Below are 26,296 nucleotides of genomic sequence, written 5' to 3'. Positions count from 1 at the left end.
CCTTTAATGTTTTGTTTTACATGAGGTTAATGTGCGAGGTGAGTGCTACTGCATCTCCTCGTACTGCAATACAATTTGAAATACCTGGGGGTTTTCGTCGAAGTGCCTAAGCACTATGGGATAGATTTGTTGTTGGAGCTGCTGTACTTGGACATCGGGAGCAGTATCGGCGGCAATGTGCACCGAAACTTGTGTCAGCACCCCATTATGGATATTCCAGCTTAACTGAGCATCAATTCCTAGCTCGGAGCGCAAACTGGCCTGTACGGCCTCGGTTTTATTGTTCATGTCGGCAAAGGTGGCGGCCATGTCACAACCGCTCAGCAAAAATACCGTAATTAATGCCACAATCCTTATTATCATCGCGCCCCTCCTTGGTTTATTACTCGTTATGGCGAAGTAAGATACGGTATGTTAATAACAATTAAATTACAATAATCACATTAATTAACACTCATCCTTAATCGGGCAAAATGTAAGCTTTGCTTGGCAAGGGGGACCCTAGCGCTGCCAGTCACTGGGATCAAACTGATAGTAGTCTTTAAGGACATTAAAAAGCTCGGCATCAAATTGGCGCATGGCGGCGGGCTTCTCGATAAAGGTTTCGGTGGCCACGGCAAAGAACTCCGCCTCATTGGTGGCACCATAACCGTGCATCACGTGCGGCATATTGTAGGCGATATGGCTTTTAAGCTTGTTGTAAGCACGCGAACACACCTCACCCCAACGTCGATAGCTTTGCCTGTCTGCCAATAAGGGGGTGCCATTGGTTTGCCCGGTCACCTGGTCGAGTTGATGGGCAAATTCATGAAACACTAGGTTGTGGCCATCACCAGGCAAGCGGTTACCCTCAAGCACGTCATGCCAGCTTAATACTAAGGTGCCGCCGGGCCAGGATTCGCCCTCGCGCACCACCTGGTGATAACTCACCAGACCCGCCATATCCCGCTCGGTCACATCGGCATAATAGGCACTGGGGTACAGCAAGATCTCTTTGACATTGGGATACAACGGCCAGGGTTTATTGAGCATCAGTAGGCTAGCATTGGCCGCCACCACCAGCTTCATGGCGTCATTAACCCTAAGGCCATCGCGACCTAAAAAACGTTTTTCCCCTAAAAACCAACAGATATGGCGCTCAAGCTTGGCCCTGTCTGCATCCGTCATGGCGCGGTATATGGGCATGGCCCTGAGCAAGATTTGCTTTTGCGCCTCGTTTAGTGAGGCGTTATGGTATTTACGCCGCCAATAACGCAGACGCAACGTATCCTGCTGCCAATACACAAGTACAAAAGCCACCAACAGGCCTATCAATGCGACATTTATCATCTGTTAATTCCTTGACATAGTTACTTGTAAATATGACCCTTAGCGCGCTAATTCAATCTCAACGACACATATTTACGAATAAAAACGCATCATGACGCTTCCCATTCAGGCTTTAGAGCAGGACTTTTTAGCTGCGCTTAAGCAACACCATGTCATTGTTCATGCCCCCACCGGCAGCGGTAAGTCGACCTGCTTACCCCTTTGGGCAGCTACAGCAGGCCGCGTGCTGGTGATCCAGCCAAGGCGCATTGCCGCGACCTCCTTGGCAGAGTATCTGGCAACGCAAAGACAACAACAACCTGGAGAAGATATCGGCTTCGCCATTCGTTTCGAGGCTCAGCTAAATGAGCAAACCCAGGTGGTTTTCGCCACCCCAGGCGTTGCTTTGCGGTGGTTTTTCGAAACTAAGCTAAGCGATTATGATGTGGTGATGCTTGATGAATTTCATGAGCGTCGCTGGGATACCGATCTGCTGTTAGGGCTGCTCAGGCACCACAACAGCCATCGCCTTATTGTCACCTCGGCCACCCTCAATGACGAGCTACTGGTCAGCTATCTAGGCGCCAAAACCCTGTACAGCAAAGGCCGACTCTTCCCCATCAGCAGCGAATATCTGGTCGACGAACGCCAGAGCATGCCCTCTCGCCTGGACTTAGCACCGCGAGTGCGCGAGGCCTGTGTCTATGCGCTAGAGCATAGCAATAAAGATATCCTGGTGTTTTTACCCGGGCGCGCCGAGATAGCCAGTTGCCTCAGTGCCTGTCGTGATTTACCCGCCGAGGGCGTTGCCTTACATGGTGCCAGTCCGGTTGCCGAACAACGCCGCGCCATGCAAGAAGGCAAGCAGCGGCGTATTATTTTCGCCACTAACGTCGCCGAAACCTCGCTGACGGTACCGGGTATCGAGTGTGTGATAGATTCCGGCCTGGAAAGGCGCACCCATCTGCGTAAAGGCAAAACCGTGCTCGGCCTTGACGCCATCGCCAGAGATTCACAAAAACAGCGCCAGGGGCGCTGCGGACGCACCGCACCGGGGCTGTATATTGCGCTCTTTGGCGAGCATGCCCCCTTGTTGGCACAGACACCGGTAGAAATAGAGCGTGAAGCCCTCGATGAGCTGGTATTGGCCAGCGCCTGTGCCAATATCGCTATAGATAAGCTTGAATTATTAACCCCGCCTGCGCCGTCAAGCCTAGCCCGAGCCAAGCAGGCTCTAACCAGCTTAGGCGCTATTGATGAACAGGGCGTGGCCACCGAACTTGGGCGGCGCATTTACCCCCTGCCCGTGGATGCAGAGCTCGGCTACCTGATAGAAAAAATGCCCAGCTCCACACTGCGTCAGGCCATGATAGATCTGGCCAGTGTTATCGTTACGCCGGCACAGCTTTATGCCATGCCAAGCCCGGACGCTCTCACCGAATTGGCCAAGGCATTGGGCGAGCACCTTGAACACAGTGATGTAGCCATGAATATAGCCGCACTGCGCGGTCAATGTGGCGACTATCTGCAAATCGATGACCTCGCCCTAACGGAAGCGCAAACCTACAGCAATTATTTGCGCCAGGCCTATCAGCTCCCGGAACTATCACGCAGCGCCCGTTTCGACTACGACGCGCTGATACAGGCCATTGCCACGGCTCGCCCGGATTGCATTTTTGTAAAACGCAGCAACCGCCGTGGCGGTTTTGGTAATGGCGAACAAGAAATTCGTCCCGCCAAAAACTCCTTGCTCGGCGAGCATCAGGATGCAGCCCTGGTCTTGGCCACATTTTCACTGGCGGGCAAAGGAAAAAAGCACGCTGATACCCTGGCAACCCTGTGCGCACCTTTAACCTTAAAACAGGTGTTGAACTGTGCCCCGACAACGCAGGAGATAGGCGAGTGTTATTGGCAGCCCAAGGAGGCAGCGGACCCCGAGGTGCTAGATGGCGAAGTCCGAGCCAAGCTGACCTACAGTTATGCCCAGGTCACCCTGGCCAGCATCGAGACCCGGGTACCCAATGAACTTTTACTGCCAGCGGTCACCGAGCTCATCCTCAATGGGGCGCTATTTCCTGGGCTGGCACAACAGCTCAACGATGCCCTTGCCTACCATGAGCTTTATCTGCTGTATCACCAGCAGGAGCAAAGCGTCCCAAGCGCCGCCGAGCATTTACACACCCGACTGGTTGAGCTTGGCGTGCAAAACCAGGAAGACTTGACGCTCATTGAGCAAGCAGATTTACATTACCAGGGGCTTGAACCCTGGCAGACCAAGGAGTTTATAGAGCGCTTTCCACTGCGAGTAACGTTGCCGGGCATGACCCTCGCCATTGAGTATTTATTTAAGGCCAAGCGAGTCATAGCCCATTATCACAGCGGCGAACGTAAGGACCCACCAAAACGCTGGGAGCTACCCAGTTGGAGTGGCCTAAAAATTCGCTACAAAAAAGCCAGTAAGGTGGTGGATATTCGCTAAGACAGCTCTTCACACAAGAGATAATCCCTGCGGTGTCCCAGGCTGCGGTTACGGCCCTGCTCTTTGGCCAGATACAGGGCTTTATCGGCGTGCGACAATAGCCTATCGGCGTTAACCGCGCAGTCGATATCGGCGGCGCCAATACTGACACTCACGTGCAGGCCATTGGCCAATACCGAGTAATCGTAACTGGCTACTTGGTGACGAATGCGCTGTGCCCATCGCAGCGCACCGTCTTCATCAAGACCGGGGAATAGGATGGTGAACTCTTCTCCCCCCCAGCGGGCAAACAGCGCCTCGGGTGGTAAACAGCGGGCAACCACCTGCACCACGGTGGCAATCACCTGATCGCCAACCAAGTGAGAGTAATGATCATTTATATGTTTAAAATGGTCGATGTCGATTAACAACAGACTAAGCGGCTGTTCTTCACGTTGAGCCTCTGCAAAGTGCGCCACCAACCATTGGTCGAAGGCACGACGGTTGGCTATGCCCGTCAGTTGGTCGTGGGTAGCCTGATGCTCGAATGCCTGAGCCTGCTTCGCCAATACCTGAGTTTGTTCTTTCACCCGTTTTTTCAGCTGGGCTTCGGAGCGTTTAAGGTGATAAAAACGCAGACGGTAGACAAGTAAAAGCAGCAAGAGCAACATCACCACCACGGCAATTTTAAAACTCAAGGTCTGCCATGCCTTCGGCGCCACTTTAATATCAACGGCGGCGCCACTGGGTTGCCAGCTTCCATAAGGGTATCGAGCACGGACCTCGAAGCGATAATTGCCCGGTGGCAGGTTGGTGTACTCGGTGATATGCAGGTTGCCGCGATCGACCCAATGTTTTTCATAGCCTAATAAGCGAGTCTGATATTCGATACGCTCGGTCATCACATAGCCTAAACCGGCGTAGGTAAAAGAAATACGATTGTGCTTCGGGGGCACATTGACCACTGTGTTTTGATAGGCCTGTTGCGGGTGATTATCAAACTGCACCGCCTCTATGCTCACCGGCAATGCCACATTAGCCATACGGGTAAGTTTATTGGGGTCAACCATCACCGCGCCGCGAGCAGTGGCCACCCAGACATTCTGGTCGTTATGAAAAATGGCCGGGTATTGCGAGCCGCCATTCGCTTGTGAGCTAAGCATACCATCACCCTGATCAAACAGGGTGTATTCCAATTGCCGCGCCGGTTGCTTCATACTGGCGAGGACACTTTCGCGGCTGACACGAATGACCCCACGGTTACTGCTGAGCCAGAAGTGATCAAATTCATCCACCACCACGGCAAATAATTTATCTACGGGTAAGCCCTGTTCTTTGCCAATCTTATGCAACTGTTCGGTCTCACTGTTATAGCGTACCAACCCTCGATCGGTGGCCATCCAAACCACCCCTGGCTCCATTAAAAAACCGAAGGCATACTCGGCATCGAATTGCTCGGTCAGCGGAACCTGATAAAACTGGCCTTGCTCGAAGTAACCCACACCCACCCCAGTGCCAACCCAGATACGATCCCGATCATCTTCACTCAGAGCCATAATAAAGTTGCCGGGCAAGCCGTCTTCATCGGTGAAAAACTGCAACTGTCCGCGCTTTTCACGATGCACCAAACCGGCTGCGGTACCCACCCAGACACCGCCATCTTCCTGCTCTAACACGGCGCGCACTTCATTGCTTGGCAAGCCCGTTTCGCGGTTTAAAAAGCGCTTTAATTTAAAGCCATCGAAATACATGAGGCCGTCGGTATAAGTGCCAACGAAAATACCGCCGTCACTCGCCGAGGTTAAACTGAGCACCGAAATAGGTGCTCCGGAGCGCTCTGCCAGAGGCATTGCATGACCATTCCGATAGCGATTAAGGCCGTTACTGGTACCCAAATACAAGGCGCCATCGCTGTGGCTTAACAGGGTGCGCACATAATCACCCGACAGTCCGCGTGATTGGCTTAGGGTGGTAAAAGGAGCCTGACGCAGTCGGAACAACCCGGCATTGGTGCCAATCCAAATGCTCCGCTCCTGGTCTTCCAATAAGGAAAGAATACGGTTACTGGGCAAACCGACATTGGCATCGAGCTTTTCCAGACCAAACTCGCTGTAGCGAAACAGACCGTGGTTAATGGTGCCAAACCACACATCACCACGGTAGTCGACCATCACAGCCGACACCGATTCATATGCCAGGGCTTCATCCAAAAGATGAAAGCGTCCATTATCATCACGCCAAATACCCTGCTCAGCGCCCACCAGAAGACGCTGCTGGTGATCAAGCGCAAGCTTAAAGGTCATCCCCTTTAAGGCGCTATTAGCCGCCTCTGGGCGTTGCATTTGCCCGTCCTGGTATACATAAAGGCCATCACTGCTGGCCACCCACACCTTATCGCCTTGCTCGAGAACATGATAGGTGCTGGTGCCGCTGAGAAAAAGCTGCTCTTGTCCCTGATGGCGACGAACGACTCCCCCGTCCTCAAGCGCCAGCCATAAAGCGCCATCGCTGACACGCTGGGCGAAGTTGATCATGTATGCGGCGGCGGGTAACGCCTGCCAGGAACTGCCATTAACTACGCTGACGCCGCCACGGGAGCCGGCGACATACAACTCGTTCGTTTGACTATCCAGGCTAAGGCTACGTATCCCTGAGTCGGGCAAACCGGTTTCTTCGCCTCGGGTAAACAGGGTGAATTTGCGGCCATTAAAGCGCGCCACCCCTTCCCAAGTACCGGCCCAAATATAGCCGTCGGTGGTCTGGGCCAGGGCATTAATGCTGTTATGAGGGAGGCCATCTCGGGTGTCCCAGGTTTCGGCAAAGTAATGACTTAGGGGAACATTTTCGGGTTGAGATGCAATCGCGGATGCTGGCGAGGGGTAAGGGGCTGGTTCATCGGCCCTGCTTGGCGTGATGGTCATCAATAATACATAGCAAACTATGCTGACCATCAGCGTCATGGGAATCTTTAAAAACCGCACCTTGCCCATCTGAACTCTTAGTTATAGTTATTCTTAACACAGTATGAACATATAACTTTACACGCTTGCGGCTCAATTACAAAGGATTACCTTGTTATTTAGCGCCGCCCACCGCATTTTTACTGGCGTAGCAGCCACCTATTCGGCTAGCGAGTCGGTCAGCTGGCCGCTAAGGTAGCGCTGAGGATCACGAAATTTCTGTTGCAGCTGCGCGATAAACTGGCCGCTGTGTAAGCCATCCATCAGCGCGTGATGAACATCGAGGGACAGTGTCATGCTGCCTGAGCCCCTATCGTACTGGCCAAAAACCAGTTTTGGCACACCGTTGGCGTTACCTTCATGGGTGGCATGAGAAAAGGCGGAGAAATTCAGCCAGGGCAGCACAGACACATGAATTAAGTCGCAACGCCCTTCACTTTCGGCAAAGCCTTCGCTAAATAAGGGTTGCTGCAAGGCGCGGGTCTTGGCTCGGCTATGTTGCTCACAATAGTCACTAAAGCTGAGCGCCGAAGGTAAATAACTAAAGCGAAAGGTATTATCGTCCGCTAGTTGCACCACACTGATACAGGGGTCCGCACAGTGGACCGGATGGCCATCGACGATACGCAGGCCCATGGGCCAATATTGGGCGGCACTGATGTGCGCCAGATAGAGATAAGCCAAGAAAAATGATTTTTTATGGGCACGACAATAATCATACAGGGGCTCAGCCCTGAGGCTGACGCATACATTAAAGTAAGGCTGCTGAAAGTCTTTAAAAAAGGCGAAATGTTGCTGCCTTTCCCAATTATCTAGATCGACTGTGGTGTAGGGTGTTGACATAAGGTGACTGCTTATAAAAAAGGCACGCTCTGGAGCATGCCTTATTCATTATTGCGACGCAATCAATTACGCGCAAGTTAGAAGATATTACAGCCCTTTGGCAATAATTTCTTCTGCCAGTTCGTCGGCAACAACGTGCGTAGACACCTGCTCTTCATCAGAACGCTGGAAGATTTCGATAAGCGTATCGTAAATGCCTTCCACGTGCTTGGTGGCCGCCTCGGCGCTGTAACCTTCCGGCTTGGTCTCGTAGTATACGTTGATGATACCACCGGCGTTAATCACGTAATCCGGTGCGTACAGTACGCCCTTCTCACGCAGAATTTCACCATGACGAGGCTCGGCTAGCTGGTTGTTCGCACAACCGGCAATGATGCTTGCCTTAAGACGTGGGATGGTGTTGTCGTTTACCGTTGCGCCCAGGGCACATGGTGCGTATACGTCTACGTCCAGGTCATAGATTTCATCGATGCCTACCGCTGTGGCATTGAAATCGTTAACAACGCGAGTAACCGACTCTTCGTTGATGTCTGTAACGAACAGCTCAGCACCGGCATTGTGCAGGTGTTTACACAGATCATAAGCAACCGCGCCTAAACCCTGAACCGCAACCTTAACGCCCTCAAGGTTTTGGTGACCATGCTTATGCTGGAACGCCGCTTTAATGCCTAGGAAAGTACCTAGAGCGGTGAATGGCGAAGGGTTACCGCTTTTGCCTTCAAGACCCATTACATAATTGGTCTCTTTGTGCATCATCATCACGTCACCCGTGGTGATGTTTACGTCTTCGGCAGAGTAGTAGCTACCGCCTAAACGCTCTAGTTGTTTACCAAAAGCACGGAACAATGCTTCTGACTTAATCGCTTTCGCATCACCGATGATCACAGACTTACCACCGCCGAACGGTAAACGCGCTACCGCGTTCTTGTAAGTCATGCCCTTAGACAGGCGCAAAACGTCTGTTACTGCGTCTTCATCACTGGCGTAGTTCCAAAGGCGACAACCACCTACCGCTGGACCTAGTTTGGTGCTGTGAACTGCGATAATTGCCTTAAGGCCTGATTCTTTATCACTGCAAAATACCACTTGCTCGTGGTTATCGAAGTCAACTTGATTAAAAACAGCCACTATTATTCTCCGAACTTTATACCCGAGATACGGGTGCGCTGAAATTGCCGCAGACTCTATCACTAAGTCGCGCCCCTTGCCACTGAATGAGATGATAAAGTCGCAGCTGGTTAACAATGTGGATATTATATCCCCATGCAAACTTTATTTAGAAAAATATATTCATCAAAGTCTCTTGAAGCAGATTCTGGAACCACTTCATGCCTGCTAAATTATAACATCTAACCCTCACCTTGTGACGTTTACGTCAACGGCAACAATTATGTAAATATTTTAATACGCGTGGGGAAAATGTCGAATCCAGTGATGGTGGGAGCTGGCGCCGAAAAAGCGCCAGCCAAGGGTTACTGGTCAGAGCTGCCAGTGTATTTCGCCATCCAGGTAAATACTTGCTCATACCAGTGCTTCAAGTTGTCTGGATTGCGGATCCAATGGTTTTCATCCGGGTAAACCACCAGGCGCGAGTCGATGCCCTTGCGCTGCAAGGTGGTAAAGGCACCCAGGCTTTGCGCATAAGGGACGCGATAGTCCTTCAGACCCTGAGTTACTAACATGGGCGTTTGCCAGTTTTCAACGAAGTTCGCTGGGTTATAACGGCTATAATCCGCGTCTTTGGCCCAGAACGGCCCACCCATTTCATGCTCGGCGAACCACAGCTCTTCGGTGCTTTGATGGAAACTCGGCATATCGAACAAACCGGCGTGGTTTACCAGGCAGTTAAAGCCCGTTGGCCAGTTGCCGGCGATCCAGTTCATCATATAACCGCCGTACGAAGCACCCAGTGCACAACCGTTATCGGTATCAAGCCACTTGTAGCTGCTCTTCACATACGCCAGACCTTTTTGTAAGTCTTCCAGTGGTTTTCCGCCCCAATCCCGGGAGATAGAGTCGGTAAATTCCTGGCCATAGCCAACCGAGCCGTGGAAATCGATCATCACCACGCCATAACCTTGTGCCGCCCACAGCTGCGCATTCCAACGGCTATGGAACATATTACCGAATGAGCCCTGTGGGCCACCGTGCACTAAAAACGCCAGCGGATAACGCTGCTGGGGATCGAATAAGGCCGGTTTAACCAGATAACCATACACGGGATCATCATTGGCGCCGGTAAAGGTAAACTGCTCCACCTCACCCAGTTGCAGGGTATCAAGGCTAGACTTGTTCACCTCGGTAAGCTGGCTTAGGCCGGCGCCATCGCGGTTAATGCGATACAGCTCTTTGGGTGAATTAAGGGCGTGACGCGAGAAGATGATCTGCTGCCCCTGCACCAGCACATCGCCGACGTAACCGTCGGAGAACAGGCTGCGCACATCACCAAAGGCGGTGCTCACCTCAAATAAGCTGGTTTGCCCTAGATCTTTAGCGGTAGCATAGATGGCACGGCCATTGGCGCCAAAGCTAAAGCTGCCGACGCTTCTGTCCCACTGCGATGCCAAGGCCTGGCGCTCGCCGCTGCGCAGGTCAATCAATTGCAGAGTGAATTTATCCGACTCGAAGCCCGGCTTACTCATGGCCTTGTAGGCCAGATAACGACCATCGCTGGAAAATTGCGGGCTCGAGTCCCAGGCTTTATTATCCTCGGTAAGGTTACGAACCTCACCGCCGTCAATGGCTACTTCAAACAGGTCAAAGTTGGTGCTCCAGGCATTATCCTTGGCTTTCACCTTGGCGCTAAACACCACCTTTTGCCCGTCTGGGCTGATCGCCACCTCTTCCATCCCGGAAAAAGGCTTCGCCGGAACATCGGTTTGCCATTGTGGGGTCAGGTCCTTGGCATCTTTAATAAGATCCTTGCCCATACCAGCAACAAACAAATGTCTGACCTTATCGTCATTCCAGTGATCCCAGTGACGCACCATCAGGCTATCGTAGACCTGGGCGTTATGGGCCACCTCTTGCTGCTGCTTGTCTTTTTCCACGGTGCAGGCGAGCGAGTCGCACTCGGGATAGACGTCAAACGTCACCACCAAAGAGCGGTTGTCCGGGCTTAGACGGTAGCCTTCAATATCCAGTGGAAATTGGCTGATGGGTTTGGCTTCACCGCCGGCTAATGGCAAATACCAAAGCTGCTGCGAACCCGAGCGCGGCGATAGAAAATAGATACCCTTGCCGTCGGCGCTAAAGCTTACATCCGACTCGATACCGGCGCTGTAGGTTAATTGTGTGATTGGCTGCGCCTGCCCTGCTGCGCCAGCGGCATTTAACGCCTGCGCATAAAGCTCGCTGCCCTTTGGCGTTTTAATGGCGTAGACCAGGGTGTTGCCATCCGGTGACAGCGCCACGCTGTGAATTTTGTTTAGGCTGTTAAGCTTATCTACCGTCAATACATCGGCTTGAGCGCTTAGACTGAGACCACTTAGCGCCAATGCGGCGGCGATACGAGTTGTTGTTATCATTTTTTACTCCATAAAAAAGAGCGCCAAAGCGCTCTTTTTCTAAGGTTTAGACATTACTTTAAAGCGCCGTCTAATTCTTCGATTTTTGCTTTCCAAATAGCTGGACCCTGGGTGTGCGCATTGGCACCTTCGCTGTCCACCGCTACGGTTACCGGCATGTCTTCTACTTCAAATTCGTAGATGGCTTCCATACCTAGGTCTTCAAACGCCACGACACGGGCTTTCTTGATTGCTTTAGCAACCAGGTAAGCGGCGCCGCCGACGGCCATCAGGTAAACCGCTTTATTTTCTTTGATTGACTCAACGGTTGCCGGGCCACGCTCTGCTTTACCTATCATGCCGATAAGGCCTGTTTTTTCCAGCATCAGGTCGGTGAACTTATCCATACGGGTAGAAGTTGTTGGGCCTGCCGGGCCTACCACTTCATCGCCAACCGCATCAACCGGGCCCACGTAGTAGATAAATTTGTTAGTGAAGTCCACGCCCTCTGGCATGCCTTCGCCGCTTTCGATCATGCCTTGCAGGCGTTTGTGGGCGGCATCACGGCCAGTGAGGATTTTACCGCTTAGCAGCACGGTCTCACCCATCTTCCACTCTTTGATATCTTCTTTGGTCAAGGTATCAAGGTTTACGCGACGGGTGTCGGCACCCACTTCCCAGGTCACTTCTGGCCAGTCTTCAAGCTTTGGCGCTTTAAGGTCGGCCGGACCGCTGCCATCTAGAGTGAAGTGTACGTGACGGGTCGCCGCACAGTTAGGGATCATCACCACCGGCTTAGAGGCCGCGTGCGTTGGCGCAGTTTTAACCTTGATATCAACAACCGTGGTTAAACCGCCCAGACCTTGTGCGCCAATACCTGTTTTATTAGCGCGCTCGAAGATTTCCAGACGCAGTTTTTCTTCTGTAGTCTCGGCGCCACGCTCCATTAGCTCGTGAATATCAACCGGGTCCATCAGGGATTCTTTTGCCAGTACCGCGGCTTTTTCAGCGGTACCGCCGATACCTATACCCAGCATACCCGGCGGACACCAGCCAGCGCCCATGGTTGGCAAGGTTTTTTCAACCCACTCGGCGACATCATCCGACGGGTTCAACATCGCCATCTTGGTTTTGTTTTCAGAGCCGCCGCCCTTGGCCGCGATCATCACTTCCACTTCCGCGCCTGGTACCAAGTCGATGTGCACAACAGATGGCGTATTGTCCTTGGTGTTCTTACGTGAACCGGCCGGATCGGCAACGATAGAGGCACGCAGTGGATTATCCGGATTTAGGTAGGCGCGACGGGTACCTTCATCAACCATTTGCTGCACCGTCATGTCCGTTTTGTCCCACTTCACGTCCATACCGACTTTAACGAAACAGGTTACGATACCCGTGTCCTGACACAGTGGACGTTTACCTTCAGCAGACATGCGTGAGTTAATTAGGATTTGTGCAATGGCATCTTTTGCCGCTTTGTTTTGCTCTTTGTTATATGCCTTTTCAAGCGCCTGAACAAAATCCAATGGGTGATAAAACGAAATGTACTGCAACGCATCGGCAATGCTGTCGATGAAGTCTTGCTGACGAATAGTGCTCATAATTCTTCCTTCATACTGGGTCGTGGTGCCAAAATAAAGTGATGGCAAGCACGACAACTCGGTGACGTGCGCACGGTGAGAGACCGCGACTTCTGAAAAAGTGTAACTTATGATACCCTCCCAGCCCGTTTCGGGCTAGTTCTTCGAGTTGAAGATAATGACAAAATCGCAATTGCACTGCATCAAGGCGCCAATACAGGCACAACCCTGTGATGTTTTTACCCATTTTCACCATTTGCCGGGCGCCATTTTCCTCGACTCGGCAAGCGATAACCATGTCAATAGTCGCTATGACATCATCGCCTTTGCCCCTAGCAAATGGCTCAGTGTCGAAGATGGCAAAGCCATGTTGGACGACCAGCCCCTAGAGCAAGACGTCTTTGTGCAGATGCAGGCCGAGATCAACGAACTTTGTCAGGACAAAGCCCCTTATGGCCTGCCCTTTAACGGCGGTTGGCTTGGCTATTTTGGCTACGACCTGGGTCGCTTATTGGAGCGCCTGCCCGAAACCGCCGAAAAAGATATTAACCTGCCCGAGATGCAAATCGGTTTGTATCTCGATGCGCTGATCTTCGATAAGGCTGCCAAGCAATGGTATTACCTGGCGCAGCCTAGTATCGACGCCGAAGCCGGATTACAAAAATACCTCGATCGGCTTAATACTCCCGCTAAGACCGAAGAATTTGCCCTGAGCTCAACATGGCAATCGAATATGAGCTATGCCTTTTATGCGCAGCAATTTGCTAAGATCCAGGACTATTTGCGCAGCGGCGATTGTTACCAAATCAATCTGGCGCAACGCTTCTGCGCCCAATATCAAGGCTGCGAATGGCAAGCGTATCAGCGTCTGCGCGAGCATAACCGAGCACCTTTCTCCGCCTTTATTCGTCTAACCCAAGGCGCCATCCTGTCCATCTCGCCGGAGCGTTTTATCGAGGTAAAAGACAAGCAAGTGGAAACCAAGCCCATTAAGGGCACACTGCCACGCAGTAAAGACGCGCAAGAAGACAAGGCCCTGGCCGAGCAACTTGCGAGCTCGCCAAAGGATCGCGCCGAGAACGTCATGATAGTGGATTTGCTGCGCAACGATTTAGGTAAAGTAGCCAAGCCCGGCAGCGTCACCGTACCCTCGCTGTTTGCTATCGAGAGCTTCCCGGCGGTGCATCATTTGGTCAGCACGGTGCAATCCCAACTGGCGGAAGGTAAAACCGCCATTGATCAATTGCGCGCCGCCTTCCCCGGTGGCTCTATCACCGGCGCGCCGAAAATCCGCGCCATGGAGATCATCGAAGAGCTGGAGCCACACAGACGCAGCGCCTATTGCGGCTCCATCGGTTACTTGAGCGCCTGCGGCGATATGGATACCAGCATCACCATTCGCACCTTGGTGGCCCACAACCACCAACTCTATTGTTGGGCCGGCGGCGGCATAGTGGCCGACTCAAACGTTGATTTGGAATACCAGGAAACCTACCATAAGGTAAATAAAATCTTACCCGTATTAGAGTGAGTATCGCCTTTTGCCAGCCAGTACCTGTGCCCAGTTGATCAGCCGCTTTAACCTCTCTGTGGTTAAAGACCCGCAGCCCAAGCGCCACCCAAAACGGCGTAGCGCCGTGGTTATGCTGCTTAGCGACTCGCCCCACGGCGCCCAGGTACTGCTGTGTAAACGCCCGCGCCATTTACGCAGCCACCCCAGTCAGTTGTGTTTCCCTGGTGGCAAACAAGAGCGCCAGGACGCCAGCTTAAAACACACCGCACTGCGCGAGTTGCACGAAGAGCTCAATATTGCTGCGCGCGAGGTAGATATTATCGGCCACCTCGCCGACATAGAAACCCTGGGTGGCATGGTCATTACCCCCTATCTGGCCTATTTGCACCCCGGTGCCCATTGGCAGCTGGACCGCAATGAAGTGGATGCCGCCTTTTTTATTCCATTTGCCACCTTGGCGGTACAGGAAAACTGGTACCCGCTGGTCGTCGAGCGCCATGGCCAACCCTTGGAATTTCCGCTGCTCAACACGCCCTATGGGGTGTTGTGGGGCGCCACCGAGCGCATCATCAACCAATTCGTAAAACAACTTGGTCTGATCAGCTAAAAAACCGATCCCTGGGATTACATCTATAATTATTTAACGTTATCATGGCCGACCGTTCAAAGGTTATGTGAGTAATAGGTTATATGATCAGTGCATTCGATATGTTCAGCATTGGTATTGGACCCTCATCGTCGCACACAGTAGGCCCAATGCGCGCCTCGCGACTGTTTGTCCAATCTCTTGAGCAGCAAGGTAAGCTTAAGGACGTTACCGAAGTCAAAGCCGAGCTGTTTGGTTCGTTAGGCCAAACGGGCGTCGGTCACGGCTCGGGTAAGGCGGTGATCTTAGGCCTGGCCGGCTATGATCCAGAAACCGTTGATGCCCACGCGGTACCGGATATCCTAGACAAGATTGAGCAAGAGCAAATCATTCACCTCGATAAAAAGCATCAGGTCAAATTTCCCAAGCAAGGGGCGATTGTTTTCCACCGCCGTAAAACCTTGCCTAAGCATTCTAATGCCATGGAGCTGATCGCCTTTAAAGACAAAGAAATTATCGCCTCTCAGGTGTACTACTCCATCGGCGGCGGCTTTATCGTCAGCGATGAAGACTTCGATAAAGAAAAGCAGGCGGCACTGGATATTCGCGAGCAAAACCCGGCCCCTTATCCCTTTGATAGCGCACAAGAGCTGCTTGAGCTGTGTAAGGAATCGGGGCTCAGCGTCTCCAGCCTGATGATGGCCAATGAAAAAACGCTGCGCAATGAAAGCGAGATTCGCGATGAGCTTTTCCATATCTGGGAAGTCATGAAGGCCTGCACCGAGCGCGGCATGCGCACGGAAGGCATTTTGCCTGGTGGCCTTAAGGTACGCCGTCGCGCCCCTAGCCTGTACTTAAAGCTCAATGTTGAGAGCAATAACGACCCGCTGCGCGCCATGGACTGGGTTGATTTATTCGCTCTGGCCGTAAATGAAGAAAACGCCGCCGGCGGCCGCGTGGTGACAGCGCCGACCAATGGTGCGGCCGGTATTTTGCCTGCGGTACTGATGTACTACCACACCTTTATCAAGGAAGTGGATAAGGAAATTGCCACGCGTTACCTGCTAACCGCGGCGGCTATCGGCATCTTGTACAAGAAGAACGCTTCTATCTCTGGCGCCGAAGTTGGCTGTCAGGGTGAAGTGGGCGTGGCCTGCTCCATGGCCGCCGGTGCACTCACCGAAATCATGGGCGGCAACGCAACTCAGGTTGAGAATGCCGCGGAAATCGGTATGGAACACAACCTGGGCCTAACCTGCGATCCGGTTGGTGGTCTGGTGCAAGTACCCTGCATCGAGCGTAACGCCATGGGCGCGGTAAAAGCCATTAATGCCTCTCGCCTGGCCATGCGTGGCAGCGGCGAACAAAAGGTCTCACTGGATAAGGTGATTAAAACCATGTGGGATACGGGCAACGATATGAAAACCAAATACAAGGAAACCGCCCGCGGCGGCCTAGCGGTTAATATTATCGAGTGTTAATTCGGCTTCGAGTTACAAATAAAAAAGGCGACCCAGGTCGCCTTTTTTATTGCGTCATTAAAGCGCCAAAGATAGCGCGAGCGCTTAGCGTATGGGCAGTTCAATATTAGCAAACATGGCATCCACATCATCCTGGTTGCGCAATAAGCAGGCCTTTTCAACCCTGTCCTTAGTCAGGTGCGGAGCAAAACGCTCTATAAAGTCGTACATATAACCGCGCAAGAAGGTGCCCTTTCTAAAGCCAATCTTAGTGGTGCTGGCTTCAAATAGGTGACTGGCGTCGATACAGACCAGATCTGTGTCGCTCACCTGATCTATGGCCATAGAAGCCACCACACCGACTCCTAATCCTAAACGCACATAGGTCTTAATCACATCTGCATCGGTAGCGGTAAAGACTATATGAGGTTCGTGACCCTGGGCGTTAAAGGCCTTATCCAACTCGGAGCGACCGGTAAAACCAAATACATAGGTGATCAGAGGATACTGAGCCACATCGGCGATGGTAAGGTTATGGGCCTTTTTTGCCAAGGGGTGATCTTTGGCTACCACAATACTGCGATTCCAGTGATAGCAAGGCAACATCACCAAATCCGAATACAGGTGCAGCGCCTCGGTAGCAATGGCGAAGTCGGCATCACCGCGAGCGGCGGCATCGGAGATTTGCTGTGGTGTGCCTTGATGCATATGCAGGGACACCGCCGGATACTTGTTCATAAAGCCTTGGATCACACCGGGTAAGGCGTAACGGGCTTGAGTATGGGTAGTAGCAATGTTGAGCTTGCCCTGATCCGGCAAGGTATGCTCGTTGGCCACGGCTTTAATGCCCTCGACCTTGGAAAGAATTTCTCGAGCAATGTTGATGATGTCGTTACCGGCGCTGGTAACATGAGTCAAATGCTTACCACTGCGGCCAAATATCTGCACACCGAGCTCGTCTTCAAGCATGCGTACTTGCTTAGAAATCCCCGGCTGAGAGGTATAGAGGCTCTCTGCGGTGGCGGACACATTGAGGTTGTGATTAAGCACCTCAACTATGTACTTTAGCTGCTGTAATTTCATGATATTTACTTTCTTTTATTATTTTACTTAAAAAACAAACACAAGCAGCGGCCACTAGGGACAGCGCTCAAAGCGCCGCTAGGCGTATGCACAAAACCAGGTCGCCAAAACGACAAGTCGATAAACGCCAAAAATGAGCCAACTATTGCGGAGGGTTAGGCTAGCATATTTAATTGGTGCTCGGTACTGTTGATTTAGCTCCACCCCCTAGAGGTCTTACCATTGCGCTCAATTAGGGTGTTAAACGGGGCAAGGTTATTTATTGAATTTAACCTGAATTACTACCGCGTCCCCGGTTCTTTAGGTAACATGGGTCCACAACAAAGAATAATAACCACTAAGAGAGCCTGTGCATGATTGCCTCTATCATAATCATGTTGATTGTTGCGCTAATCGTTATTGCGGTGTGGGTCAGCGCCGTACAGCAACATAGAGAAAAACAAGAAGCCTTGCGACGCCAGGAGTTGAGCAAGCAAAAGAAAATCATCGAAGACACCGAAGAGGCTTTGGTTAACAGTGTAAATATTCCCCTCTCCAACAGTTTGCTGACCATTTTGTATCGCCGTATCTACAATGCCCTGGCGGTCATGGTGGAAATGTCGCCCCAGTCAAAAGAATTAAAAACCCGCCTTCATGATGCCAAACAGCGCCTTATCAATGGCAGCGACGATAAGGTTAATAATGGCGACACCTTTGTCTTACCCGAGCATGATAAACAACTGATCAGCCTTATTCAGGGGATTAAAAAGTTGCGCAGTATTCTGCGCTCGGAGCACAGTAAGGGTAAAATAGACACGCCCACCTTCACCAAAGAAGACAAGCTGTTTGAGCACCTGCAACTGAAGATTAATATTGAAAGCCTGATCAAACGCGGTAACGCCGCTCGTCATGCCAATATGGTGGGCTCGGCGCGTCAGTATTTCGAAAAGGCTTACGCCACCATTTGCGCCCTGAGCTACAAGGATGACTATGTCAACGCCAAGAAACAACAGCTGGAGCAACTGCTCAATGAGATCAGTACACATCTAAAGGCATCCAATGCCTCGGCACGGAAAAAGCGCGAAGAGCAGGAAAAAGACGACTTAGACGTGTTATTTGCACCTAAGAAAAAGTGGTGATGGCATTAGCCAAGACGAGCTAGTCTAAATAAATGGCACTTTTTCTATAGCAAAATCACCCTTATTGTTGCTGCGAAGTGATAACGGGTGGGGAAAATTGCACGCGCTCAAAATAAAGTTCACCATCAAAGTCTGAGCTCGCTTTAGGAAATAAATACACCCCCTCCCCCTGGAGGTATTGCGCCGCTAATTCGCTTTTAGTTTGAATTTCCTTAACGCCGCAATCAAAGGTTTTTACCGGGTGGGCAAAACAGGCCCAATAGCTTCCTTTGTTGGCCACCATGTTTACGCTGGTCACCCGATGTACATCACTTAGCTGGTTCGCCAGGCTTGGGATATCGCCAACATACACAAAGTTTTTTTTGGCATGCACTCTGCCGGTCACAATAAAGGTGGTGTCCGCTTTATTTGCTTTAAGATAAGCACTGACGTTATTGACCATGATGTTTTCACGCTCTAAGCCCTGCTGCGAGGGCCGCTGTGAACCATCCCGTTTTCTATCGTAGCCGTAAACCTCTACAACGGCGCCGTTATCACGGGCCACTTTGACACTTTCCAGAAAGTCCACAATGGCCTGACTACTTCGCCCATCCTGCACTTTTCGATGCCAAAATGGATGCCGCACAAGCGCATCTTGCGCTGACTCTCCTTTGAGATACAGCTCAATGAGTGGATTTAAGTCCGCCGGCAGCTCTAATAATACGGCCGTGGATTCGGCGGGTCTGTGTTCACTCTTGATGAGCTTGGTTAGAAAGAGAAGCACTTCCTGGGTGCCATGTGTCTCGCCAATGATCAGGGGCGAATGGTCTTTTATCTTATTCGGAGGCACATAGATTAATTGCGAAGAAGAAGCCGGTGGCAAGGCCGCATCAGCGGTAGACCCTCTTTGGCGTGAATGCTGCTCGTAACAAACGCACACAAGAATACTATCAAATAATTCATAACTAACTTGGCTAATCCCTTAGGCTATTGAGAATATGCAAGGTACAACCAATGGGTTATTCGACGCAAGCAGCTGATATACAAACAAAGCTGCTTCAACACGATTTGCCGCAGGTCCACCGGAACGACTAATCGCATCTCCTGCTCACATCCAAATAATATCCATTTCGTTCAACGATTTTTGATACCATGATTAAGATAATGGTGAGTAGCAACATAATGTAGGAAGTCGATTGAACATCAATCAGGGGTTTGTTTTAACCCGACAAGCAAGAGACAGAGGTAACAAAACCATTATCGAACTCTGGGTATCAACCCCTCAAGGGCCGGTGCAGCTGGATATTGAGGGTGAGCGTCCAACGTTTTTCATCGAAGTCAGCAGTACCGAGAAAACTAGGGCCTTGTTCATTAGCCAAGGGCTTAAATTTGAACTCAAGCCTCTGCCACTCAAGACTTTCCAAGATTACAAGATAGCAGCCTGTTACTTCACTACGCTTGCAGATGCCAATACGGCAATCAAGCTACTAGAACAAAATGACGTTGTCGCTTACGAAAGTGATATTCGCCTCGCTGACCGCTATTTGATGGAGCGTTTCATTAAAGGCAGTATCGAGTTTACCGGGCATCAAGTCGCACGTCGTAATCACTACTATCTGCCGACGGCTAAGTGTCGTCCTGGTCAGTACAAGCCAAGTTTGTGTGTGTGTCACTCGATATTGAATGCTCGGAAAACGGAGTGCTGTATTCAATCGGCCTTGATTGCGAGCGAGATAGCCGTGTGATTATGATAGGCCAACCAACCCCTGCGGACACACCGATTCAATGGGTCGCCGATGAAAAAGCCCTCCTGCTTGCTCTCAATCAGTGGTTTCAACAATTCGATCCTGATGTCATCATAGGCTGGAATGTTATCGATTTCGACTTTCGCTTATTGGATAAGCGCGCTCAGTGGAATAATGTTCCGCTCGCCATTGGTCGTAATAAGCGCAATGCCTTCTTTCGCTTGAGCAACAATCAGCAAGGCTTTATTTCGATTCCAGGGCGAGTGGTGATTGATGGCATTGATATGCTCAAAACAGCGACCTACCAATTCCGCTCTTGGTCGCTTGAGTCTGTCTCACAAGAGTTGTTAGGTGAAAGTAAGCTCATCCACAACGTTCACGACCGAATGGAAGAGATCAATCACATGTTCCGCTCGGATAAGCCTGCTTTAGCTAAGTACAACTTGCAAGACTGCGTTTTGGTTAGTCGAATCTTCGCTAAAACCCATCTACTCGATTTTGCCATCGAACGCTCATGCCTAACCGGGCTTGAGCTAGAGCGCTTAGGTGGTTCTGTTGCGGCTTTCACTAACCTTTACCTGCCCCAGTTACACCGTGCAGGTTATGTGGCACCCAACCTGCACCCTGAAAACTGGATAGCCTCCCCTGGTGGCTATGTAATGGACTCCCTCCCTGGCCTTTATGATTCGGTCCTTGTCCTTGACTACAAGAGCCTTTATCCGGCGATCATTCGCTCATTTCTGATAGACCCACTTGGGCTTATAGAAGGACTGCGCTTGCCAACGGGTAATACACCGGGTAGTGCTATCGAAGGGTTCCGAGGTGGACAATTCCATCGAGAAAAACACTTCTTACCGAAAATGGTTGAGGATATTTGGCAAGCACGCGATCTAGCTAAGAAAAACAATGAGCCCGCCTTTTCTCAAGCCCTAAAAATCATTATGAACTCCTTCTATGGGGTACTGGGGTCTTCTGGCTGTCGTTTCTTCGACACCCGTTTGGCTTCGAGTATCACGATGCGTGGACATGAAATCATGAAAACCACTAAACAACTGATAGAGGAACAAGGTTTTCAAGTCATCTATGGTGATACCGACTCTACTTTTGTGTCACTTAATAGTACTTATTCAGAGCAACAAGCCGATGAAATTGGCAAGAAGCTCGTTAAGGAAATAAATGCGTGGTGGAAGCATGAACTAAAACAAGATTTCGGGATCGACTCCTTCTTGGAGCTGGAATACGAAACCCACTACCGTAAATTTTTGATGCCGACCATTCGTGGTTCAGAGACTGGGTCAAAGAAACGCTATGCAGGACTGGTGGTCAAAGACAGCGAGGAGAAAATCGTATTTAAAGGTCTTGAAAGTGCGCGGTCCGACTGGACCCCACTCGCTCAAGAATTTCAGCAAAAACTTTATATGATGGTATTTCGCGGCCAGGACCCATCTGGGTATGTGAGAAACATGGTTGAACGCACTCAAGCGGGTGAGTTTGATGACATGCTGACCTATCAAAAGCGATTGCGTCGACGACTCCACGAATACGAAAAAAATATTCCCCCTCAAGTTCGAGCTGCGCGTATAGCCGATGAGAAAAACGCCAGCCTGGGACGACCGCAGCAGTACCAAAACCGTGGCCGCATAGAGTATTTAATTACGGTCAAAGGCCCAGAGCCTAAAGAGTACTTGGAAAGTGCGATTGACTACCAGCATTACATTGAAAAGCAACTAAAGCCGGTTGCTGACGCCATCTTACCTTTTGTGGGATACGACTTTAAGCAACTCAGCGAGCCTCAGTTAGGACTGTTTTAAGAGAACCGCTTTGTAGCTCTGTCTTCCTATATTATTTGGCTAATACAATGATATGCCGTGTTTCTTTGTTGAGAGGTTGATTGACTTTATTAACTGCCTGTTTTTTTCGCGCAGCTCAGTCACTTGGTGGTATAAAGCCAGGTTTTGTGACTTCATGCCGCCAATTAAGCACCTATCTTTCTGTGAGTTCTAATTAAACTAGCACAGCGAGCGCAACATCAATAAGCAAGGGACAGCACCGGAGATACAAAAAAGCCGCTTAACAGCGGCTTTCTGAACTAGGATAAGAAGATAAACTTCAGCACAAACAGGATACTGAGTATCCACACACTGATACTTACCTCGTTGGCCTTATGGCAGACCACCTTGACCGCGGTGTAGGCGATAAAGCCAAGGGCAATACCATGGGCTATCGAGAAGGTCAGCGGCGTCATCAGTAACACCACGGCGACCGGAATGGCGTCTGTCATATCGTCCCAGTCAACCAGCTTCAGGTTTTGCAGCATCAAAATGGAAACATACAAAATTGCTCCAGCGGTGGCATAGGCGGGCACCATGGCTGCCAAGGGCGCGAAGAACATCATCAATAAGAAACACACACCGACCACAACGGCGGTTAAACCCGTGCGTCCGCCGACGGAAACACCGGCCACCGACTCAATATAAGATGTGGTGGTTGATGTACCCAGCATGGATCCTGCAATAGTAGCACTACTGTCGGCGCTCAGCGCTCGACCCAGTCGTGGCATGCGACCTTCATCATCGGCTAAACCCGCTTTTTGCGTTACCGCAACTAAAGTGCCTGAGGTATCAAATAAATCAACGAACAAAAATGCAAAGACCACGCTGAGCATTGACAGCTCCAAGGCGCCGGCAAAATCCAGTTGCATAAAGGTCGGCATAATTGACGGTGGTGCGGAAACAATGCCCTGATATTCGACCAATTCAAGGCCTAGGGCTACAAGGGTAACCAACATAATGCTGATCAAGACACCACTTTTGATATCGCGATACAGCAGCGCGGCAATGATAAAAAAGCTCAAAATAGCCAACAGCGGACCGCTGCTGGTGATATCACCCATCTGCACCAAGGTCGCCGGGCTGGCAACGACAATGCCGGCATTTTTTAAGGCGATCAAGGCTAAAAATGCACCGATACCCGTGGCGATGGCTCTTTTAAGCACCAGGGGAATGGCGTTAATAATCCATTCCCGGACCTTAAACAGGCTCAGCAGTAAAAAGATGCTGCCTGACATAAAGACCGCACCCAGAGCCGCTTGCCAGGTATAGCCCATGCCTAATACCACACCATAAGTGAAAAAGGCGTTCAACCCCATTCCCGGTGCCAAGGCCAGCGGATAATTGGCCCAAAAACCCATAATAAAACAGCCGATGGCCGCAGCAATACAGGTAGCAACAAAGGCTGCGCCTTGATCCATACCCGCTTCCGCCAGCATCGCTGGGTTAACAAAAACAATGTACACCATGGTGATAAAGGTAGTGATACCGGCAATCACCTCACGTTTCACAGAGCTTCCATGCGCTTTGATCTTAAAAACACTCTCTAGCATTGGTCTTTTTCGAGCTAACAAACAAGCCGGCAATGCTAGCACAAATACGGACAATGACCGCATAAATAGCGGCTTTCACTCATATTTCCATGCAAAATTTTAATGCCAACAAAAAGGCGCAGTTTAAAAAAGAGGCAAAAAAAGCTTGCACCCAACAACTGTATAAACTACTGTATATTAACACTGTATAAAACACTGTATATCGTTCACTTTACCCCCAGCGAGGCAATTATGTTACATACAGCAACGGTTCGACGCGTAAAAAGCTATCAGCAAGACAACCCCACGGCCATCAACCTGGTGCACACAGACGATGAGATCTCGGCATCGTTTGAGTTGCTAAAAATCATTCACCGATACAACAGCAGTAATGGTTGGACCCTGCTGGTTGCACCGGATCATATCCCCAGCCGCGACTTGCTAGATTCTTGCTCTATCGACACCAGCAAGCTGTTAGTGATCCGCCGTAAACACATTGTTGATTGCGAATATATGCTCAATTGCGCACTGCAAAATGGCCGTTTTGCCGCCATTGTTACCTGGACGGATATTGTTACCTTGGCACAACTCGACACCATGCAACTCAATACCCATCAGGCCAAGGCACAATTATATTGTTTTGCCTCCGACACCTATGATGAGCAGGCGACGCTACCCCAAGCCATGCAAATTTGCTAATACTAATTCTGTTAACTATGTGCCCAGGTAGAGCGCCGTAAGCATGATATTTAGCCCGCTAGAACGATTAGCTATTTAAGTGAATTGGTATAAAATGCTGCTTTTGCCTTTGTGAGTGCATGTATGTGTTATTGTGGGTCTGAAAAGCAGTATGCCGATTGTTGTGGTCGGTATATCGATGGGGGGTTACACGCTGGCGATCCCCTCACCCTGATGAAATCGCGCTACAGCGCTTTTTGTACCCAAGCCACAGAGTATCTGGTCGCCACTTGCTCGGCATCTGCACTGCAGAACAATCAGGCCGACGAGGTAGCCGAATTTGCCAAAGCAGCTAAATTTATTAAGCTTGAGATAGTCGACACCAATCTCAACACTTACCCCGGCGAAGTGGAATTTAAAGCCTTCTATCTATTTGCCAATACCCTGTGCTGTATTCATGAGCGCTCAACCTTTATTGAGCAAAACGGTCAGTGGCTTTATGACTCGGGCACCCTGATGCCGACGCCGGAGCACAAACTCAGCCGCAACGACGCTTGCCCCTGTGACAGTGGTAAAAAATATAAAAAGTGCTGTGGAAGCTAGAATAAAAAACGCCCGTGCAAGTATTGCCTGGGCGTTGATAAGAGCACTTATTCTCTCGGGCCGACCGGCACCATGATATGCGCATAGGGGGTTCCTTTCCACATAACATAGGGGCCACCTGCATAAGGGTCTGTGGGCAAACTATCCAGTAAGGCATTGTCCGGCATAATAATCATTAAATGCGGACCTTCAACAATCCATTGATTATCTTCCGTCTCCCCTTCGGCGTACGGGTCGGTATTACTGGCGCCACCGTCACCGGCCAACATATAGGAAATCCCTACCGCCTTGGCTTGAAATGGTTTTTTATTGGTCCAGGCATCGGCCCACTCCATCCAAGGCCCGTCCATACACATGGGGGCGGTACCGCTTAGGCTCGGCGGTGTGGGGAAACAGGTGTAATTACTGGTGCCTTCTTGCAACACATTTTGTTGCCAGTCCATCACCGTGACCTTATCTCTTAACGTCGGCGGCGCGGCGCTCAGGGCATCCTCTAGTAGGGCCTGTGTATCTTCATTAGCAGTGGCTGAGCCGGCCACTGCGGCCAGTGAAGCACTCAGCACTAGAGCGGTTGTTTTGTTCATAACACTATCCTCAGGTGAGTTTTACTACCTTAAATACTGCCTTAAAGAGTATAGACGCCCTGGGCCCTGTGCCCAGTATTTATGGCCTATGCCGTGGTGTTATGCGCTGGCAAACAGCTTTTGTGCTTTTATCTCGCTAAGTTGGTCGTAGAATGCGGCGGCATCCATTTGTGCTTCACTAAGCGACATGCTCTGCTGACCTTGCTTTGCTTGCACGTTGGGCGCACAATTGGTGATAACGGGCAAGGGTATATGGGTGGCATCATCACGTATGGCAAGGGGGGTGGGCGCCAAGCAGTCCTGTAGACGCAGGCTGGTTAAGGAACTCAACGCCAGGGTTTGGCGCTGCCCCTGAGTTAAAACAACATCATAATGAGGGGGCGCGCAGGGCCTGTGCTTTGCTGCCCCAAGCTCACGACGCAACTGCTGCTCGCCAACAACGGGAGATTGATTGCGAGTCTTAGGCAGTTGAAACTGAGCAAAATCCAGGGCGTCATAAGAGAGCGAAGCCAACAGCAAGGCAAAGTCATTACGACGTCTTTGCGTAAGACTGCTATTAAGTGCTGTTCCTAATTGTGCCTCATTGATGAGCACCGACTCGATTTGCATAAACTTTCGACAAGCTGATTTATATCTATGCTGTTATCGGCAAAATTTAGTATTTCTTTAGTTTTTTTCTTTACTTGAATGCTCAGTTTGCTATTATCGCCGCCGTTGCTTAGGAGGGGTTCCCGAGCGGCCAAAGGGATCAGACTGTAAATCTGACGGCATTGCCTTCGCTGGTTCGAATCCAGCCCCCTCCACCACTTTTATAAAGTTTCATAAGCACGCATCCATTTTTAGTGGAGGGGTTCCCGAGCGGCCAAAGGGATCAGACTGTAAATCTGACGGCACTGCCTTCGCTGGTTCGAATCCAGCTCCCTCCACCACT

At 50.7% G+C, this 26,296-nt stretch carries 21 protein-coding genes and 2 tRNA genes; 11 read left to right on the top strand and 12 right to left on the bottom strand.

What is annotated here, in order from left to right:
* Positions 1-45: 45 nt before the first annotated feature.
* Together C2M36_RS14190 and C2M36_RS14185 are read right to left on the bottom strand one after the other, a co-directional pair.
* The gene (locus C2M36_RS14190; RefSeq protein ID WP_105189935.1) at positions 46-363 is read right to left on the bottom strand and encodes a hypothetical protein; all 318 of its coding nucleotides are present in this window, start codon (positions 361-363) and stop codon (positions 46-48) included.
* Positions 364-501: 138 nt separating this feature from the next.
* Entirely contained in the window at positions 502-1,329 is an 828-nt protein-coding gene (locus C2M36_RS14185) for a M90 family metallopeptidase (RefSeq protein WP_105255444.1), read from the bottom strand.
* 91 nt (positions 1,330-1,420) lie between these two features.
* Between C2M36_RS14185 and C2M36_RS14180 the strand changes: the two genes are divergently transcribed.
* Positions 1,421-3,787 carry a DEAD/DEAH box helicase gene (locus C2M36_RS14180; protein WP_105255443.1) on the top strand — a complete coding sequence of 789 codons (2,367 nt, stop codon included), beginning with the start codon at positions 1,421-1,423 and terminating at the stop codon, positions 3,785-3,787.
* On the opposite strand, the gene C2M36_RS14175 is transcribed toward C2M36_RS14180, so the two are convergent.
* From C2M36_RS14175 to C2M36_RS14155, 5 genes are all read right to left on the bottom strand, one after another.
* Complete coding sequence (locus C2M36_RS14175; protein WP_105255442.1) at positions 3,784-6,756, bottom strand: ligand-binding sensor domain-containing diguanylate cyclase; 2,973 nt, start codon at positions 6,754-6,756, stop codon at positions 3,784-3,786. The two genes, C2M36_RS14180 and C2M36_RS14175, sit on opposite strands and share 4 nt — an antisense overlap.
* A gap of 129 nt (positions 6,757-6,885) precedes the next feature.
* Complete coding sequence (locus tag C2M36_RS14170) at positions 6,886-7,569, bottom strand: CatA-like O-acetyltransferase (protein ID WP_105255441.1); 684 nt, start codon at positions 7,567-7,569, stop codon at positions 6,886-6,888.
* Between the two features lie 87 nt (positions 7,570-7,656).
* Positions 7,657-8,697, bottom strand: a complete 1,041-nt coding sequence (locus tag C2M36_RS14165) for a Leu/Phe/Val dehydrogenase (RefSeq protein ID WP_105189940.1) — start codon at positions 8,695-8,697, stop codon at positions 7,657-7,659.
* 344 nt (positions 8,698-9,041) lie between these two features.
* Positions 9,042-11,096: a S9 family peptidase gene (locus tag C2M36_RS14160; RefSeq protein ID WP_105255440.1), complete on the bottom strand. Its 2,055-nt coding sequence runs from the start codon at positions 11,094-11,096 to the stop codon at positions 9,042-9,044.
* Between the two features lie 53 nt (positions 11,097-11,149).
* Positions 11,150-12,676, bottom strand: coding sequence for a fumarate hydratase (locus tag C2M36_RS14155; RefSeq protein WP_105255439.1), 1,527 nt, complete (start codon positions 12,674-12,676; stop codon positions 11,150-11,152).
* 157 nt (positions 12,677-12,833) lie between these two features.
* Between C2M36_RS14155 and pabB the strand changes: the two genes are divergently transcribed.
* The 3 genes from pabB to C2M36_RS14140 all read left to right on the top strand — a co-directional run bounded on the left by pabB (position 12,834) and on the right by C2M36_RS14140 (position 16,235).
* On the top strand, positions 12,834-14,186 hold the full coding sequence (gene pabB, locus C2M36_RS14150; RefSeq protein WP_105255438.1) for an aminodeoxychorismate synthase component I: 1,353 nt from the start codon (positions 12,834-12,836) through the stop codon (positions 14,184-14,186).
* 10 nt (positions 14,187-14,196) lie between these two features.
* Positions 14,197-14,775 (top strand): NUDIX hydrolase, encoded by a 579-nt coding sequence (locus C2M36_RS14145; protein WP_105255437.1) that lies wholly within the window; start codon positions 14,197-14,199, stop codon positions 14,773-14,775.
* An 83-nt stretch (positions 14,776-14,858) separates the two neighbouring features.
* On the top strand, positions 14,859-16,235 hold the full coding sequence (locus C2M36_RS14140; protein ID WP_105255436.1) for an L-serine ammonia-lyase: 1,377 nt from the start codon (positions 14,859-14,861) through the stop codon (positions 16,233-16,235).
* A gap of 84 nt (positions 16,236-16,319) precedes the next feature.
* Here the strand turns inward: C2M36_RS14140 and cysB are convergent, their stop codons facing one another.
* Positions 16,320-17,297: an HTH-type transcriptional regulator CysB gene (gene cysB / locus C2M36_RS14135; RefSeq protein ID WP_105255435.1), complete on the bottom strand. Its 978-nt coding sequence runs from the start codon at positions 17,295-17,297 to the stop codon at positions 16,320-16,322.
* 353 nt (positions 17,298-17,650) lie between these two features.
* Between cysB and C2M36_RS14130 the strand changes: the two genes are divergently transcribed.
* Entirely contained in the window at positions 17,651-18,415 is a 765-nt protein-coding gene (locus C2M36_RS14130; RefSeq protein WP_105255434.1) for a hypothetical protein, read from the top strand.
* 61 nt (positions 18,416-18,476) lie between these two features.
* On the opposite strand, the gene C2M36_RS14125 is transcribed toward C2M36_RS14130, so the two are convergent.
* Complete coding sequence (locus C2M36_RS14125; protein WP_158678954.1) at positions 18,477-19,334, bottom strand: hypothetical protein; 858 nt, start codon at positions 19,332-19,334, stop codon at positions 18,477-18,479.
* Between the two features lie 256 nt (positions 19,335-19,590).
* Between C2M36_RS14125 and C2M36_RS17155 the strand changes: the two genes are divergently transcribed.
* Both C2M36_RS17155 and C2M36_RS14120 read left to right on the top strand, forming a co-directional pair.
* A complete protein-coding gene (locus C2M36_RS17155) occupies positions 19,591-20,139 on the top strand; it encodes a hypothetical protein (protein WP_325050556.1) in 549 nt (182 codons plus the stop codon).
* On the top strand, positions 20,094-21,950 hold the full coding sequence (locus C2M36_RS14120) for a DNA polymerase II (RefSeq protein ID WP_325050555.1): 1,857 nt from the start codon (positions 20,094-20,096) through the stop codon (positions 21,948-21,950). Before C2M36_RS17155 ends, C2M36_RS14120 begins: the two co-directional genes overlap by 46 nt.
* 278 nt (positions 21,951-22,228) lie before the next feature.
* Here C2M36_RS14120 and C2M36_RS14115 read toward each other — a convergent pair whose 3' ends face one another.
* Positions 22,229-23,521: an NCS2 family permease gene (locus C2M36_RS14115; RefSeq protein WP_105255432.1), complete on the bottom strand. Its 1,293-nt coding sequence runs from the start codon at positions 23,519-23,521 to the stop codon at positions 22,229-22,231.
* 231 nt (positions 23,522-23,752) lie between these two features.
* Between C2M36_RS14115 and C2M36_RS14110 the strand changes: the two genes are divergently transcribed.
* Together C2M36_RS14110 and C2M36_RS16905 are read left to right on the top strand one after the other, a co-directional pair.
* Positions 23,753-24,199 carry a hypothetical protein gene (locus C2M36_RS14110; RefSeq protein ID WP_105255431.1) on the top strand — a complete coding sequence of 149 codons (447 nt, stop codon included), beginning with the start codon at positions 23,753-23,755 and terminating at the stop codon, positions 24,197-24,199.
* Positions 24,200-24,322: 123 nt separating this feature from the next.
* Positions 24,323-24,781, top strand: coding sequence for a YchJ family protein (locus C2M36_RS16905; RefSeq protein WP_105255430.1), 459 nt, complete (start codon positions 24,323-24,325; stop codon positions 24,779-24,781).
* Between the two features lie 47 nt (positions 24,782-24,828).
* Here C2M36_RS16905 and C2M36_RS14100 read toward each other — a convergent pair whose 3' ends face one another.
* Both C2M36_RS14100 and C2M36_RS14095 read right to left on the bottom strand, forming a co-directional pair.
* Entirely contained in the window at positions 24,829-25,365 is a 537-nt protein-coding gene (locus C2M36_RS14100) for a hypothetical protein (protein WP_105255429.1), read from the bottom strand.
* A gap of 99 nt (positions 25,366-25,464) precedes the next feature.
* Positions 25,465-25,974 (bottom strand): VC2046/SO_2500 family protein, encoded by a 510-nt coding sequence (locus tag C2M36_RS14095; protein WP_105255428.1) that lies wholly within the window; start codon positions 25,972-25,974, stop codon positions 25,465-25,467.
* 112 nt (positions 25,975-26,086) lie between these two features.
* On the opposite strand from C2M36_RS14095, the gene C2M36_RS14090 reads away from it, so the two are divergent.
* Together C2M36_RS14090 and C2M36_RS14085 are read left to right on the top strand one after the other, a co-directional pair.
* Positions 26,087-26,171 (top strand) — tRNA-Tyr (locus C2M36_RS14090).
* A 38-nt stretch (positions 26,172-26,209) separates the two neighbouring features.
* A tRNA-Tyr gene (locus C2M36_RS14085) sits at positions 26,210-26,294 on the top strand.
* Positions 26,295-26,296: the final 2 nt, after the last annotated feature.

Origin of the sequence: Pseudoalteromonas sp. T1lg75 (assembly GCF_002964705.1) — a bacterium.
Classification (GTDB): Bacteria; Pseudomonadota; Gammaproteobacteria; order Enterobacterales; family Alteromonadaceae; genus Pseudoalteromonas.
Note: the sequence above shows the minus strand (reverse complement) of the source record. Positions and strands in the feature narration are given on the sequence as shown.

Excerpts from the sequence above, each read along its gene's own strand:
- C2M36_RS14190 (WP_105189935.1), bottom strand. The coding sequence starts at position 363 with ATGATAATAAGGATTGTGGCATTAATTACGGTATTTTTGCTGAGCGGT.
- C2M36_RS14185 (WP_105255444.1), bottom strand. The coding sequence starts at position 1,329 with ATGATAAATGTCGCATTGATAGGCCTGTTGGTGGCTTTTGTACTTGTG.
- C2M36_RS14180 (WP_105255443.1), top strand. The coding sequence starts at position 1,421 with ATGACGCTTCCCATTCAGGCTTTAGAGCAGGACTTTTTAGCTGCGCTT.
- C2M36_RS14175 (WP_105255442.1), bottom strand. The coding sequence starts at position 6,756 with ATGGGCAAGGTGCGGTTTTTAAAGATTCCCATGACGCTGATGGTCAGC.
- C2M36_RS14170 (WP_105255441.1), bottom strand. The coding sequence starts at position 7,569 with ATGTCAACACCCTACACCACAGTCGATCTAGATAATTGGGAAAGGCAG.
- C2M36_RS14160 (WP_105255440.1), bottom strand. The coding sequence starts at position 11,096 with ATGATAACAACAACTCGTATCGCCGCCGCATTGGCGCTAAGTGGTCTC.
- C2M36_RS14155 (WP_105255439.1), bottom strand. The coding sequence starts at position 12,676 with ATGAGCACTATTCGTCAGCAAGACTTCATCGACAGCATTGCCGATGCG.
- pabB (WP_105255438.1), top strand. The coding sequence starts at position 12,834 with ATGACAAAATCGCAATTGCACTGCATCAAGGCGCCAATACAGGCACAA.
- C2M36_RS14140 (WP_105255436.1), top strand. The coding sequence starts at position 14,859 with ATGATCAGTGCATTCGATATGTTCAGCATTGGTATTGGACCCTCATCG.
- cysB (WP_105255435.1), bottom strand. The coding sequence starts at position 17,297 with ATGAAATTACAGCAGCTAAAGTACATAGTTGAGGTGCTTAATCACAAC.
- C2M36_RS14130 (WP_105255434.1), top strand. The coding sequence starts at position 17,651 with ATGATTGCCTCTATCATAATCATGTTGATTGTTGCGCTAATCGTTATT.
- C2M36_RS14115 (WP_105255432.1), bottom strand. The coding sequence starts at position 23,521 with ATGCTAGAGAGTGTTTTTAAGATCAAAGCGCATGGAAGCTCTGTGAAA.
- C2M36_RS14110 (WP_105255431.1), top strand. The coding sequence starts at position 23,753 with ATGTTACATACAGCAACGGTTCGACGCGTAAAAAGCTATCAGCAAGAC.
- C2M36_RS16905 (WP_105255430.1), top strand. The coding sequence starts at position 24,323 with ATGTGTTATTGTGGGTCTGAAAAGCAGTATGCCGATTGTTGTGGTCGG.
- C2M36_RS14100 (WP_105255429.1), bottom strand. The coding sequence starts at position 25,365 with ATGAACAAAACAACCGCTCTAGTGCTGAGTGCTTCACTGGCCGCAGTG.
- C2M36_RS14095 (WP_105255428.1), bottom strand. The coding sequence starts at position 25,974 with ATGCAAATCGAGTCGGTGCTCATCAATGAGGCACAATTAGGAACAGCA.